Here is a 12,877-nt window from a genome sequence, read left to right on the forward strand (position 1 = left end):
TTATTTCCAGATGTTGAACGGTGTCTGCATCCAGCCACCGACCACGACCAGCCACACCAGGGTGACGGGAATGAAGATCTTCCAGCCCAGACGCATGATCTGGTCGTAACGGAAGCGCGGGAACGTCGAGCGCACCCACAGGAACATGGTGACCACGCAGAAGGTCTTGGCGCCCAGCCAGATCCAGCCCGGAATGAAGCTCAGGAACTCGAACGGCGGCAGCCATCCACCGAGGAACAGCACCACGGTCAGGATCGAGACGAGCCACATGTTGGCGTACTCGGCCAGGAAGAACATCGCGAAGCTCATGCCCGAGTACTCGATCATGTGGCCGGCCACGATTTCGGACTCGCCTTCCACCACGTCGAACGGGTGGCGGTTGGTTTCGGCGAGACCCGAGATGAAGTAGACGACGAAGATCGGCAGCAGCGGCAGCCAGTTCCACGACAGGAAGCCCAGGCCCATGTCATGGAACATGCCCTTGCCCTGCACCGTCACGATGTCGGACATGTTCAGGCTGCCCGTGACCATCAGCACCACGACGAAGCAGAAGCCCATCGCGATTTCGTAGCTCACCATCTGTGCCGAGGCGCGCAGCGCGCCCAGGAAGGCGTACTTCGAGTTCGAGGCCCAGCCGGCGATGATCACGCCGTACACCTCGAGCGAGGTGATGGCCATCACGAACAGCAGGCCGGCGTTGATGTTGGCCAGTGCCACGTCGGGACCGAAGGGAATCACGGCCCATGCGGCCAGCGCCGGCATGATGGTCATGATGGGGCCGAGCAGGAACAGGCCCTTGTTGGCGACCGTCGGAAGAATGATTTCCTTGGTCATCAGCTTGAGCGCGTCGGCGATCGGCTGCAGCAGGCCCAGCGGCCCGATGCGGTTCGGGCCCACGCGGATCTGCGTGAAACCGATGGCCTTGCGTTCCCACAGCGTGAGGTACGCCACGGCGCCCATCAGCGGGATCACGACGACGATGATCTTGATCAGCGTCCAGATCACGGGCCAGACGACGGACGTCCACCAGCCTGCGGCGACCAGCCCCAGGCCGAAGCCATGAATTGCGTCGATCATGCCAGTGCCTCCTCGGCACGCGTCGGTGCACCCTGTGCGGTCGATGCGTTGCGCGCATCGGCGGTCAGCTGCAGCGACGGTGCGCGACGCACGATCGAGTCGAGCTGGTAGATGCTCGCGACCACGGGTGCAGCCACCGCGCCGCTGGCCGCGACGGCCTTGGCGGACGTGGCGTTGCTCAGCGCGTTCGCCGGCACGGAGCCCTTGTCACCGATGGTGGCGAGCACCTCGGCGGTCGATTCGAAGGCGAAGCCCGGCAGGCCGAGCAGGTTCGCCAGCACGCGCAGCACCTTCCAGGCCGGACGCGTTTCGCCTTGCGGCTTCACGACGGCATGGAAACCCTGCAGGCGGCCTTCGGCATTGACGAAGGTGCCGGGCGTTTCGGTGAACGGGGCGATGGGCAGCAGCACGTCGCTGAACTCGAGGTTGGCCTTGAAGGGGCTCAGCGTGACCACCATCTGCGCATTGCCGATGACATCGGCGGCGGCAGCACCGGCGGCCGAGTCGAACACCGGCTCGGTGTTCAGCAGCAGCACGGCCTTGAGGCCGGAGCCGGCGGCGAGCATGCGGCCGGCATCGAGGCCGCCGTTCTGCGGGAAGGCGCCCACGAGTTGTGCGCCCACGGTGTTGCCGGCTTCGGTCAGGTAGCCGACGGTGGCGCCGGTCTGTGCGCCGATCCAGTTCGCGAGGGCCAGCAGGCTGCTGGCTTGTGCGTGGTGCGCGGCGGCATTGCCGAGCAGGATCGCCTTGCGCTCGCCGCTCAGCAGCGAGGCTGCGATGGCTTGCGCGGCAGCGTCGGGCGCGTTCTTCGGTGCCAGCGGCGCGGCGGCGCCGTTGGTCTGGGCGATGGCAGCGGCCACGGCGGCCAGCGCCTCGACCCACTGGTCGGCTTCGACGATCGAGGCTTGCGCCACGTCGATGGCCCAGGCGCCGCGGTCGGCCATGAGGCTGGACGAGGTGATCACCGACAGCGCGGCGCCCTTGCGCACGGCCTGGCGGATGCGCTGTGCGAACAGCGGATGTTCCTTGCGCAGGTTGGAGCCGACGACCAGCGCGCGCTGCACTTGCGTGAGCGAGGCGATCGAGGTGCCGAGCCAACGCACGCCTTCGAAGGCCGTGAATTCGGCGTTGCGCAGGCGGTAGTCGATGTTGTCGCTGCCCAGTTCACGCGTGAGCATGGCGGCGAGCTGCAGCTCTTCGAGCGTGCTGTGCGGGCTGACCAGCGTGCCGATGCTTTGTGCACCGTGGTCGGTCTTGATCTGCTTGAGGCCGTTGGCAACGTACTCGAGCGCCGTCTGCCAGTCGACCTGCTGCCATTGGCCGCCCTGCTTCAGCATGGGCTGCGTCAAGCGTTCCGTGCCGTTGAGCGCTTCGTACGAGAAACGGTCGCGGTCGGCGATCCAGCATTCGTTGACGTCTTCGTTCTCGAGCGGCACCACGCGCATGACGCGGTTGTTCTTGACCTGGACGATCAGGTTGGCACCGGTGGAATCGTGCGGGCTCACCGACTTGCGGCGCGACAGTTCCCAGGTGCGGGCGCTGTAGCGGAAGGGCTTGCTCGTGAGCGCGCCGACCGGGCAGATGTCGATCATGTTGCCCGACAGCTCGGAGTCGACCGAGTCGCCGAGGAAAGTTTCGATTTCGGAGTGCTCGCCGCGGTGCGACATGCCCAGCTCCATCACGCCGGCCACTTCCTGGCCGAAACGGACGCAGCGCGTGCAGTGGATGCAGCGGCTCATTTCTTCCATGCTGATCAGCGGGCCGACGTCCTTGTGGAACACGACACGCTTTTCTTCTTCGTAACGCGAAGAAGAACCGCCGTAGCCCACGGCCAGATCCTGCAGCTGGCATTCACCGCCCTGGTCGCAGATGGGGCAATCCAGCGGGTGGTTGATCAGCAGGAACTCCATGACGGACTGCTGGGCCTTGATGGCCTTGTCGCTCTTGGTGCGAACGATCATGCCCTGCGTGACGGGCGTGGCGCAGGCCGGCATCGGCTTGGGCGCCTTTTCCACGTCGACCAGGCACATGCGGCAGTTGGCCGCGATGCTGAGTTTCTTGTGATAGCAGAAGTGCGGAATGTAGGTGCCCGCCTTTTCGGCCGCATGCATCACCATGCTGCCTTCGGTCACTTCGACCTTCTTGCCGTCGAGTTCGATTTCGATCATGTCTGTGTTTCTTCTCGCACTCAGGCCTTGACGGGCGCCGTCGGGACGTGACCCGGGATCAGGGCCTCGAACTCATGGCGGAAGTGCTTGATCATGGCGCGCACGGGCATCGCTGCCGCATCGCCGAGCGCACAGATGGTGCGGCCCATGATGTCGCCGGCCACGGAGTCCAGCAGCTGCATGTCGCTGGGCTTGCCTTGTCCGTTGTGGATGCGGTCCACCACGCGGTAGAGCCAACCGGTGCCTTCGCGGCAGGGGGTGCACTGGCCGCAGGACTCGTGCATGTAGAAGTACGAGAGGCGCTTGAGCGACTCGACCATCGAGCGGCTGTCGTCCATGACGATCACCGCGCCCGAACCCAGCATGGAGCCGGCCTTGGCGATGGAGTCGTAGTCCATGGTGCAGGCCATCATGATGTCGGCCGGCAGCACCGGCGACGACGAGCCGCCGGGAATCACGGCCTTGAGCGTGCGACCCTTGCGCACGCCACCGGCCAGTTCGAGCAGCTTGGAGAACGGTGTGCCCATCGGCACTTCGTAGTTGCCGGGCAGCTCGACGTCACCGCTCACCGAGTAGATCTTGGTGCCGCCGTTGTTCGGCTTGCCGCACTCGAGGTAGGCCTGGCCGCCGTTGCGGATGATCCAGGGCACCGCCGCGAAGGTCTCGGTGTTGTTGATGGTGGTCGGCTTGCCGTACAGGCCGAAGCTGGCCGGGAACGGCGGCTTGAAGCGCGGCTGGCCCTTCTTGCCTTCGAGCGACTCGAGCAGCGCGGTTTCTTCGCCGCAGATGTAGGCACCGAAGCCGTGGGCGGCGTGCAACTGGAAGTTGTACGTGCTGCCCATGATCTTGTCGCCGAGGTAGCCCGCGGCACGCGCCTCTTCGAGGGCGGCCTCGAAGCGGTCGTAGCTCTGGAAGATCTCGCCGTGGATGTAGTTGTAGCCCACGCTGATGCCCATCGCATACGCGGCGATGGCCATGCCTTCGATCACGATGTGCGGGTTGAACTGCAGGATGTCGCGGTCCTTGCACGTGCCGGGCTCGCCTTCGTCCGAGTTGCAGACGAGGTACTTCTGGCCCGGGAACTGGCGGGGCATGAAGCTCCACTTCAAGCCGGTCGGGAAACCGGCGCCGCCACGGCCGCGCAGGCCCGAGGCCTTCACTTCGGCGATCACCTGGTCGGGCGTGAGGCCCTCGGTGAGGATCTTGCGCAGCGCCTGGTAGCCACCGCGCGCTTCGTAGTCGGCCAGATGCCAGTTGGTGCCATCGAGGCCTGCATAAATCTGAGCGCCGATGTGGCGGTCATGGAAGCAGGTCTGGACACCGGTGGCCTGAAATTGCGAGAGAACCTGTTCGGGCGTCATCACGAAGCTTCCCCTGGCTTGGCACTGCGCAAACCGTCGATGAGCTGGTCGAGCTTGTCGTTGCTCATGAAGCTGCACATGGTGCGGTCGTTGACCAGCATCACGGGCGAATCGGCGCAGGCGCCGAGGCATTCGCTCTGCTGCAGCGTGAACAGGCCGTCGGCCGTGGTCTCACCCATCTTGATGCCGAGCTTCTTCTCGAGATGGACCAGCGCGGTCACGCCGTCGCGCAGCTGGCACGGCAGGTTGGTGCACACGTTGAGCTTGAACTTGCCCACCGGATGCTGGTTGTACATGTTGTAGAAGGTCGTCACTTCGTGCACGGCGATGGGCGCCATGCCGAGGTAGGCGGCGATCTCGCGCTCGCGCTGCACGCTCACGAAGCCCTCGTCCTGCTGGACGATGGCGAGGCAGGCCATCACAGCCGACTGCTTGCCGGCTTCGGGGTACTTCGCGACCTCGCGCGCAAAGCGCTCGAGGATGGCGGCCTTCAGCGGTGCCGAGGGCGCCGCGTCATGGTGATGGGTTGAGGAAGTCGTCATTCGCTCTTTCTCACCTGTCGATTTCGCCGAACACGATGTCCATCGTGCCGATCACCGCGACAGCGTCGGCGATCATGTGGCCGCGCGACATTTCGTCGAGGGCAGCGAGGTGCGGGAAGCCCGGGGCGCGGATCTTCAGGCGGTACGGCTTGTTGGCGCCGTCGCTCACGAGATAGATGCCGAACTCGCCCTTGGGGTGCTCGACGGCGGCGTACGCTTCGCCTTCGGGCACGTGGAAGCCTTCGGTGAAGAGCTTGAAATGGTGGATCAGCTCCTCCATGTTCGCCTTCATCGATTCGCGCGCGGGCGCAGCAACCTTGTGGTTGTCGGTGATGACCGGGCCGGGATTCACGCGCAGCCATGCCGAGCATTGCTGGATGATCTTGTTGGCCTGGCGCATTTCTTCCACGCGCACGAGGTAGCGGTCGTAGCAGTCGCCGGTCTTGCCCACAGGCACGTCGAACTGCATCTGGTCGTAGACGTCGTAGGGCTGCTTCTTGCGCAGGTCCCATTCGACGCCCGAGCCACGCAGCATCGGGCCGGTAAAGCCGAGGTTCAGCGCGCGCTCCGGCGTGACCACGCCGATGCCCACGGTGCGCTGCTTCCAGATGCGGTTGTCGGTGAGCAGCGTTTCGTACTCGTCGACCATCTTCGGGAAGCGCTTGCAGAAGTCGTCGATGAAGTCGAGCAGCGAACCCTGGCGGTTCTCGTTCAGACGCTCGATCGCCTTCGCGTTCTTGATCTTGCTGACCTTGTACTGCGGCATCGAATCCGGCAGGTCGCGGTAGACGCCGCCCGGACGGAAGTACGCCGCGTGCATGCGCGCGCCGGACACGGCTTCGTACATGTCGAACAGGTCTTCACGCTCGCGGAAGCAGTAGATGAGCATGTTCATCGCGCCGCAGTCCAGACCGTGCGCACCGAGCCACAGCAGGTGGTTCAGCAGGCGGGTGATCTCGGCGAACATCACGCGGATGTACTGCGCGCGGATCGGCACGTCCAGGCCCATCATCCGCTCGATGGCGAGGCAGTAGGCGTGCTCGTTGGACATCATCGACACGTAGTCGAGGCGGTCCATGTAGGGCAGCGACTGGATGAAGGTGCGCGATTCGGCGAGCTTCTCGGTCGCACGGTGCAGCAGGCCGATGTGGGGGTCGGCACGCTGGATCACTTCGCCGTCCAGCTCGAGCACCAAGCGCAGCACGCCGTGTGCTGCGGGGTGCTGGGGACCGAAGTTGAGTGTGTAGTTCTTGATTTCGGCCATATCTGTCAGTGCAAACCGCCGCCGTAGTTGTCTTCGCGGATCACGCGCGGCGTGATTTCGCGCGGCTCGATCGAGACCGGCTGGTAGACCACGCGCTTCTGCTCTTCGTCGTAGCGCATTTCGACGTGACCCGACACCGGGAAGTCCTTGCGGAACGGATGGCCGATGAAGCCGTAGTCGGTCAAGATGCGGCGCAGGTCGTCGTGGCCGTCGAACACGATGCCGTACAGGTCGAAGGCTTCGCGCTCGAACCAGGTGGCGGCGCTCCAGACGGGCTGGAGCGAGTCGACCACGGGCAGGTCTTCATTCGGCGCGAACACCTTCAGGCGCACACGCTGGTTGAGACTCACGGAGAGCAGATGCGAGACGACGCAGTAGCGCTCGCCCTGCCACTCGCCTTCGCGGTAGTCGGAATAGTCCATGCCGCAGAGGTCGATCAGCTGCTCGAAGCGGCAGCCGGGCGCATCGCGCAACAGCGTTGCTGCATCGATGTAGTCGGCGGCACTGACCACGACGGTCACTTCTTCGAGCGCGAGCGTCACGCTCTTGGCCTTGGCGCCGAGCGCCTCGGCGATCGTGGCGCGCAGCACCTCCGGCGAAATTGCAAAGTCAGTCATCGTCGGCAATCTCTCAGGCGCGGGCAATGGTGTTGGTGCGGCGAATCTTCTGCTGCAGCTGGATCACGCCGTACAGCAGTGCTTCAGCGGTGGGCGGGCAACCCGGCACATAGACGTCGACCGGCACGATGCGGTCGCAGCCACGCACCACGGAATAGCTGTAGTGGTAGTAACCGCCGCCGTTCGCGCAGGAGCCCATCGAGAGCACCCAGCGCGGCTCGGGCATCTGGTCATAGACCTTGCGCAGCGCCGGCGCCATCTTGTTGCACAGCGTGCCGGCCACGATCATCAGATCGGACTGGCGCGGGCTGGGGCGGAACAACATGCCGAAACGGTCGATGTCGTAGCGAGCAGCGCCCGCGTGCATCATTTCGACCGCACAGCATGCGAGGCCGAACGTCATCGGCCAGAGAGATCCGGTCTTCGCCCAGTTCACGACCGAGTCGTAGGTCGTGGTGACGAAGCCTTCTTTGAGAACGCCTTCAATGGCCATCGTGTTGCCTCCTTGTCATTCCCAGTCGAGCGCGCCTTTTTTCCACTCGTAGACAAAGCCCACGACGAGGATGGCGAGAAAGATCATCATGGCCCAGAAGCCAACAGCGCCGATTTCCTTGAGCGCAATGGCCCACGGAAAGAGAAAGGCAATTTCGAGATCGAAGAGGATGAAGAGAATCGCGACGAGGTAATAGCGCACGTCGAACTTCATGCGCGCATCCTCGAAGGCTTCGAAGCCGCACTCGTAGGGCGCGTTCTTCGCAGCGTCGGGCCGATTGGGCCCGAGGATGTATCCGATGACTTGCGGGGCGACGCCTACGCCGACCCCGACCAAAATGAACAAAAGGACGGGAAGGTAGGAATCGAGGTTCATCGAGAAATTTTCACCGCTTGCCACCGACAGAAGAGCCTCTGGATAGAGATCTTCTGCCGGTGAGATTTGGTGCGGTCGGCGAGACTCGAACTCGCACAGCTTTCGCCACTACCCCCTCAAGATAGCGTGTCTACCAATTTCACCACGACCGCGGTTTTTAACTGTCCAGATGGCATGAGGTGCCGTTGAGGCATTTGGCTTTCTGAACAGATTTAGAGTTTACCCTGAAATGAAGCCGTTTCTCACGAACGGCTGCATGAAAACAACCTGATTACTTGGCCGGAATCTGGCCGGAGCCCGAAACGGGTGCAGCAGGCGCCGAAGCGGCCTTGGCAGGTGCTGCTGCAGCAGGGATTTCGCCCGCAGCGCCCGTCGTCGCAGGAGCGACCGGCACGGCAGGTGCACCCACGGCCGCACGCTCCAGCAGGCTGCCACCGCCCGCAGGGCGTGCGTGGCTGAAGTAGGCCAGCAGCAGCGTGCAGGCGAAGAACACCGCAGCCAGCACGGCCGTGGTGCGCGAGAGGAAGTTGGCACTGCCGCTGGCACCGAACAGGCTGCCTGCACTGCCGCTGCCGAAGGCTGCACCCATGTCGGCACCCTTGCCGTGCTGGATCAGGATCAGGCCGATCATTGCCAGCGCCGCCAGCATTTGCACGCCGACCAGAAGATTGAGGACCACGTTCATTCGTTCTTACTCCTAAGTGATGGCTGCCGTTGCCGCGATCAGCGTGCAGCGGCAGAAATGATCTGCAGAAAGTCGGACGCCTTGAGCGAGGCTCCACCGATGAGGCCGCCGTCGATGTCGGCCTGCGCCAGCAGTTCGGCGGCATTCGCCGCGTTCATGCTGCCGCCGTACAGAATCTTGATGCCCGCGGCGTGCTCGCTCGCGGCATGGTGCAGCTGCGCACGCAGCACGGCATGCACCGCCTGCGCCTGCTCCGGCGAAGCCGTCTTGCCCGTGCCGATGGCCCAGACCGGCTCGTAGGCCACGACGATTTCGCTGATGCAGTGGCCGTTCAGATGGATCACCGCGGCCAGCTGGCGCTTGACGACCTCTTCGGTCTGCCCTGCTTCGCGCTGTGCCAGCGTCTCGCCCACACAGACGATCGGCGTGATGCCATTCGCCAGCGCCGCCGCCGTCTTGGCCGCCACCGCGTCATCGGTCTCGCCGTGATACTGGCGACGCTCCGAATGACCCACGATGGCATAGCGCACGCCGAAGTCCTTCAGCATCGCCGCCGATTGCTCGCCGGTGAATGCGCCTTGCGGGTGCGCCGAAATGTCCTGCGCACCGAGGGCCAGCGACGGCGTGCCCGCCAGCAGCGATTGCAGCTGGGCAAAGTACGGCGCAGGCGCGCACAGTGCAACACCGCAAGCCGCAGGGCTGGTTGCCAGCCCTTGCTGCAGGGCCTTCACCAGCGCCTCGTTGGCGGCCAGGCCGCCATTCATCTTCCAGTTGCCGGCAATCAGTTTCTTGAAGGTTGTCATCGCGTTGTTCGTCTCACCAAGTCAGCACGATCTTGCCGATGTGCTGGTTCGATTCCATCAGGGTGTGAGCCTGGGCTGCGCCGCTGGGCTCACCTGCTGCCGCATAGGTGCTGTGGATCACCGGCTTGACCGCGCCGCTTTCGAGCAGCGGCCAGACCTTTTCGCGCAGCGCCTTGGCAATGGCACCCTTGAACGCCACCGGCCGCGGACGCAGCGTCGAGCCGGTGATCGTGAGCCGACGACGCAGCACGAGGCCCGCGTTGATCTCGCTCTTCACACCGCCCTGCACCGCAATGATCACGAGCCGGCCGTCTTCGGCCAGGCACTCGACCTCGCGCGCCACGTAGTCGCCGGCCACCATGTCGAGCACCACGTCCACGCCCTTGCCGCCCGTGAGCTGCTTCGCCACTTCGACGAAATCGCTCGTGCGGTAGTTGATCGCGTGGTCGGCGCCGAGTTTCAGGCAGGCTTCGCACTTGTCGTCGCTGCCGGCCGTGACGATCACGGTCGCGCCGAGCGCCTTGGCGATCTGGATCGCCGTGACGCCGATGCCGCTCGAGCCGCCCTGGATCAGCAGGGTCTCGCCTTTCTGCAGGCGGCCGCGCTCGAACACATTGCTCCAGACGGTGAAGAAGGTCTCGGGCAGCGAGGCCGCCTCGATGTCGCTCCAGCCCTTGGGCACCGGCAGGCATTGCGCCACAGGCGCCACGCACAGCTCGGCGTAGCCGCCACCGGCGACCAGCGCGCACACGCGGTCGCCGACCCTGAAGCCCGCTTCGGCCAACGCCTTGGCGTCGCCCGACACGATCTCGCCGGCCACTTCGAGGCCCGGCAGGTCGGAAGCGCCAGGCGGCACAGGGTAGTGCCCCATCCGCTGCAGCACGTCCGGGCGATTCACGCCACTGGCCGCCACGCGGATCAGCAGCTCGCCCTCGCCCGCCACCGGGTCGGGACGTGCAGCGACGCGCAGCACCTCGGGGGCGCCGTACGAAGTGATCTCAATGGCTTTCATGGGGTCTCCGAGACTCGGATGCCCGCACAGGGGCGGGCATCAGTGGCTGTCCACGAGAGGCGACGGCACCAGGCCGTCGCGCCTCACTGCTTACTCCTGCGGTTCGCGCGGCGCTTGCTGCTGCGACTCGCCGGCGGGCTGCTGTTGCTGCTCGCCGCGGGGCTGTTGCTGCTGGTCGTTGAAGCGCGGTGCGCGCTCGCCACGATCACCACCACGGTCGCCGCCGCGGTCGCCACGGTCCGAACGCTCACGGCGGTCGCCGCCACGGTCACCGCGATCGCCGCGGTCTTCACGTGGCGGGCGCTCGCTGTATTCCATGCCGGCCGGACGCTCGGTCAGGGCCTTCATGGACAGCTTGACGCGCCCCTTCTCGTCGGTCTCGAGAACCTTGACCTTCACGATCTGGCCTTCGCTCAGGTAGTCGGTCACCTTCTCGACGCGCTCGTGCGCGATCTGGCTGATGTGCAGCAGGCCGTCCTTGCCGGGCAGCAAGTTGACCAGTGCGCCGAAGTCCAGGATCTTGGTGATCGGGCCTTCGTAGACCTTGCCGATTTCGACTTCAGCGGTGATCTGCTCGATGCGCTTCTTGGCGAATTCGGCCTTTTCCGGATCGGTCGAGGCGATGGTGATGGTGCCGTCTTCGTCGATGTTGATCGTCGTGCCGGTTTCTTCCTGCAGGCCACGGATCACGGCGCCGCCCTTGCCGATCACGTCGCGGATCTTCTCGGGGTTGATCTTCAGCGTGGTCAGGCGCGGTGCGAACTGCGACACGTCGGCCTTGGCTTCGCCCATCGCTTCTTGCATCTTGCCCAGGATGTGCATGCGCGCTTCCTTGGCCTGCGCCAGTGCGACCTGCATGATTTCCTTGGTGATGCCCTGGATCTTGATGTCCATCTGCAGCGCGGTGATGCCGTTGGTCGTGCCGGCCACCTTGAAGTCCATGTCACCCAGGTGATCTTCATCGCCCAGGATGTCGGTCAGCACCGCGAAGCGGTTGTCTTCCTTGATCAGGCCCATGGCGATACCGGCCACGTGCGCCTTCATGGGCACGCCAGCGTCCATCATCGAGAGGCAGCCGCCGCAGACCGAAGCCATCGACGAGGAGCCGTTCGACTCGGTGATTTCCGACACCACGCGGATGGTGTACGGGAATTCTTCCTTGGTCGGCAGCACGGCGACAAGCGCGCGCTTGGCCAGGCGGCCGTGGCCCACTTCGCGACGCTTGGTGGAGCCCATGCGGCCCACTTCACCAGTGGCGAAGGGAGGCATGTTGTAGTGGAACAGGAAGCGGTCTTCGTACTCGCCGGCCAGCGCGTCGATGCGCTGTGCGTCGCGCTCGGTGCCGAGCGTGGTGACGACCAGGCCCTGCGTCTCGCCGCGCGTGAACAGCGCCGAGCCGTGGGTGCGGGGCAGCACGGAGTTGCGGATTTCGATGGGGCGCACGGTGCGCGTGTCGCGGCCGTCGATGCGCGGCTCGCCTTGCAGGATCTGGCCGCGCACGATGCGCGATTCGATCGCGAACAGCAGGTCGCTGACCTTGCCGGCGTCGAACTCGGCGCCTTCAGCCTTCAGGGCCGTGAAGACACTGGCATTGGCTTCACGCAGGGCTTGCGTGCGAGCTTGCTTGCTGCGGATCTGGTAGACGGCGCGCAGCTTTTCTTCGGCCAGGCCGTTGATCTTGGCGATGAAGTCTTCGTCCTTGGCTTCAGGCACCCAGGTGCCTTCCTTGAGCCATTCCGGCTTGCCGGCGTCGCGCACGAGGTCATGGATCGCGTTGATCGCGATGTTGGCTTGCTCGTGGCCGAACACCACGCCGCCCAGCATGATTTCTTCGCTGAGTTGCTGGGCTTCGGATTCGACCATCAGCACGGCGGCCTGCGTGCCGGCGACGACGAGGTCCATCTGCGAATCCTTGCGGGCCGTAGGGCCCGGATTCAGCACGTACTGGCCATTGATGTAGCCCACGCGGGCGGCACCGATCGGGCCACTGAACGGGATGCCGGAGATCGACAGGGCGGCGCTCACGCCGATCATGGCGGCGATGTCGGCGTCGACTTCAGGGTTCAGCGACACGGTGTGGATCACCACGTGCACTTCGTTCAGGAAACCTTCGGGGAACAGCGGGCGGATCGGACGGTCGATCAGGCGGCTGGTCAGGGTTTCGTGTTCGCTGGGCTTGGCTTCGCGCTTGAAGAAGCTGCCGGGGATCTTGCCGGCGGCGTAGGTCTTCTCGATGTAGTCGACGGTCAGCGGGAAGAAATCTTGGCCGGGCTTGGCGGTCTTGGAAGCGACCACAGTCGCCAGGATCACGGTGCCGTCGATGTCGACCAGCACGGCGCCGGTCGCCTGGCGGGCGATTTCACCCGTTTCCATGACGACAGTCTTGTCGCCCCATTGGAAGGACTTGGTGATTTTGTTGAAGAGGCTCATTATTGCTCCTATTTTGATAGCGAATCACACAGGATTCGCAAGGGGCGGAG

The 12,877-nt window shown here is 64.6% G+C and carries 12 protein-coding genes and 1 tRNA gene; all 13 read right to left on the minus strand.

Annotated elements, in window-relative coordinates; genetic code table 11:
- Complete coding sequence (gene nuoH / locus AC07Q9_RS15930; protein WP_492682743.1) at positions 1 to 1,077, minus strand: NADH-quinone oxidoreductase subunit NuoH; 1,077 nt, start codon at positions 1,075 to 1,077, stop codon at positions 1 to 3.
- A complete protein-coding gene (nuoG, locus tag AC07Q9_RS15935) occupies positions 1,074 to 3,245 on the minus strand; it encodes an NADH-quinone oxidoreductase subunit NuoG (RefSeq protein ID WP_495310646.1) in 2,172 nt (723 codons plus the stop codon). The genes nuoH and nuoG overlap by 4 nt, the downstream gene beginning before the upstream one ends.
- 20 nt (positions 3,246 to 3,265) lie before the next feature.
- Positions 3,266 to 4,606 carry an NADH-quinone oxidoreductase subunit NuoF gene (gene nuoF, locus AC07Q9_RS15940; RefSeq protein ID WP_159271073.1) on the minus strand — a complete coding sequence of 447 codons (1,341 nt, stop codon included), beginning with the start codon at positions 4,604 to 4,606 and terminating at the stop codon, positions 3,266 to 3,268.
- A complete protein-coding gene (locus AC07Q9_RS15945; RefSeq protein WP_062475406.1) occupies positions 4,606 to 5,148 on the minus strand; it encodes an NADH-quinone oxidoreductase subunit NuoE family protein in 543 nt (180 codons plus the stop codon). Before AC07Q9_RS15945 ends, nuoF begins: the two co-directional genes overlap by 1 nt.
- A gap of 10 nt (positions 5,149 to 5,158) precedes the next feature.
- Positions 5,159 to 6,412: an NADH-quinone oxidoreductase subunit D gene (locus AC07Q9_RS15950; protein WP_492682749.1), complete on the minus strand. Its 1,254-nt coding sequence runs from the start codon at positions 6,410 to 6,412 to the stop codon at positions 5,159 to 5,161.
- Between the two features lie 5 nt (positions 6,413 to 6,417).
- Complete coding sequence (locus tag AC07Q9_RS15955; protein WP_495310648.1) at positions 6,418 to 7,029, minus strand: NADH-quinone oxidoreductase subunit C; 612 nt, start codon at positions 7,027 to 7,029, stop codon at positions 6,418 to 6,420.
- A gap of 13 nt (positions 7,030 to 7,042) precedes the next feature.
- Complete coding sequence (locus AC07Q9_RS15960) at positions 7,043 to 7,522, minus strand: NuoB/complex I 20 kDa subunit family protein (RefSeq protein ID WP_007837763.1); 480 nt, start codon at positions 7,520 to 7,522, stop codon at positions 7,043 to 7,045.
- 15 nt (positions 7,523 to 7,537) lie between these two features.
- Entirely contained in the window at positions 7,538 to 7,897 is a 360-nt protein-coding gene (locus tag AC07Q9_RS15965; RefSeq protein ID WP_055805154.1) for an NADH-quinone oxidoreductase subunit A, read from the minus strand.
- A gap of 67 nt (positions 7,898 to 7,964) precedes the next feature.
- A tRNA-Leu gene (locus AC07Q9_RS15970) sits at positions 7,965 to 8,049 on the minus strand.
- Positions 8,050 to 8,168: 119 nt separating this feature from the next.
- The gene (gene secG / locus AC07Q9_RS15975) at positions 8,169 to 8,582 is read right to left on the minus strand and encodes a preprotein translocase subunit SecG (RefSeq protein ID WP_495300862.1); all 414 of its coding nucleotides are present in this window, start codon (positions 8,580 to 8,582) and stop codon (positions 8,169 to 8,171) included.
- Between the two features lie 38 nt (positions 8,583 to 8,620).
- Positions 8,621 to 9,385 carry a triose-phosphate isomerase gene (tpiA, locus tag AC07Q9_RS15980; protein ID WP_495310651.1) on the minus strand — a complete coding sequence of 255 codons (765 nt, stop codon included), beginning with the start codon at positions 9,383 to 9,385 and terminating at the stop codon, positions 8,621 to 8,623.
- Between the two features lie 13 nt (positions 9,386 to 9,398).
- Positions 9,399 to 10,397, minus strand: a complete 999-nt coding sequence (locus tag AC07Q9_RS15985) for an NAD(P)H-quinone oxidoreductase (RefSeq protein ID WP_495310653.1) — start codon at positions 10,395 to 10,397, stop codon at positions 9,399 to 9,401.
- A gap of 90 nt (positions 10,398 to 10,487) precedes the next feature.
- Positions 10,488 to 12,827 carry a polyribonucleotide nucleotidyltransferase gene (gene pnp / locus AC07Q9_RS15990; RefSeq protein WP_489058752.1) on the minus strand — a complete coding sequence of 780 codons (2,340 nt, stop codon included), beginning with the start codon at positions 12,825 to 12,827 and terminating at the stop codon, positions 10,488 to 10,490.
- Between the last annotated feature and the right edge of the window lie 50 nt (positions 12,828 to 12,877).

The sequence above is a fragment of the Variovorax sp. GW821-FHT09A10 genome, assembly GCF_059418385.1.

Bases quoted from the DNA above. Each gene is read 5' to 3' on its own strand.
- secG (WP_495300862.1), bottom strand. From the start codon at position 8,582: ATGAACGTGGTCCTCAATCTTCTGGTCGGCGTGCAAATGCTGGCGGCG.
- tpiA (WP_495310651.1), bottom strand. From the start codon at position 9,385: ATGACAACCTTCAAGAAACTGATTGCCGGCAACTGGAAGATGAATGGC.
- nuoH (WP_492682743.1), bottom strand. From the start codon at position 1,077: ATGATCGACGCAATTCATGGCTTCGGCCTGGGGCTGGTCGCCGCAGGC.
- AC07Q9_RS15960 (WP_007837763.1), bottom strand. From the start codon at position 7,522: ATGGCCATTGAAGGCGTTCTCAAAGAAGGCTTCGTCACCACGACCTAC.
- AC07Q9_RS15950 (WP_492682749.1), bottom strand. From the start codon at position 6,412: ATGGCCGAAATCAAGAACTACACACTCAACTTCGGTCCCCAGCACCCC.
- AC07Q9_RS15985 (WP_495310653.1), bottom strand. From the start codon at position 10,397: ATGAAAGCCATTGAGATCACTTCGTACGGCGCCCCCGAGGTGCTGCGC.
- nuoF (WP_159271073.1), bottom strand. From the start codon at position 4,606: ATGACGCCCGAACAGGTTCTCTCGCAATTTCAGGCCACCGGTGTCCAG.
- nuoG (WP_495310646.1), bottom strand. From the start codon at position 3,245: ATGATCGAAATCGAACTCGACGGCAAGAAGGTCGAAGTGACCGAAGGC.
- pnp (WP_489058752.1), bottom strand. From the start codon at position 12,827: ATGAGCCTCTTCAACAAAATCACCAAGTCCTTCCAATGGGGCGACAAG.
- AC07Q9_RS15955 (WP_495310648.1), bottom strand. From the start codon at position 7,029: ATGACTGACTTTGCAATTTCGCCGGAGGTGCTGCGCGCCACGATCGCC.
- AC07Q9_RS15965 (WP_055805154.1), bottom strand. From the start codon at position 7,897: ATGAACCTCGATTCCTACCTTCCCGTCCTTTTGTTCATTTTGGTCGGG.
- AC07Q9_RS15945 (WP_062475406.1), bottom strand. From the start codon at position 5,148: ATGACGACTTCCTCAACCCATCACCATGACGCGGCGCCCTCGGCACCG.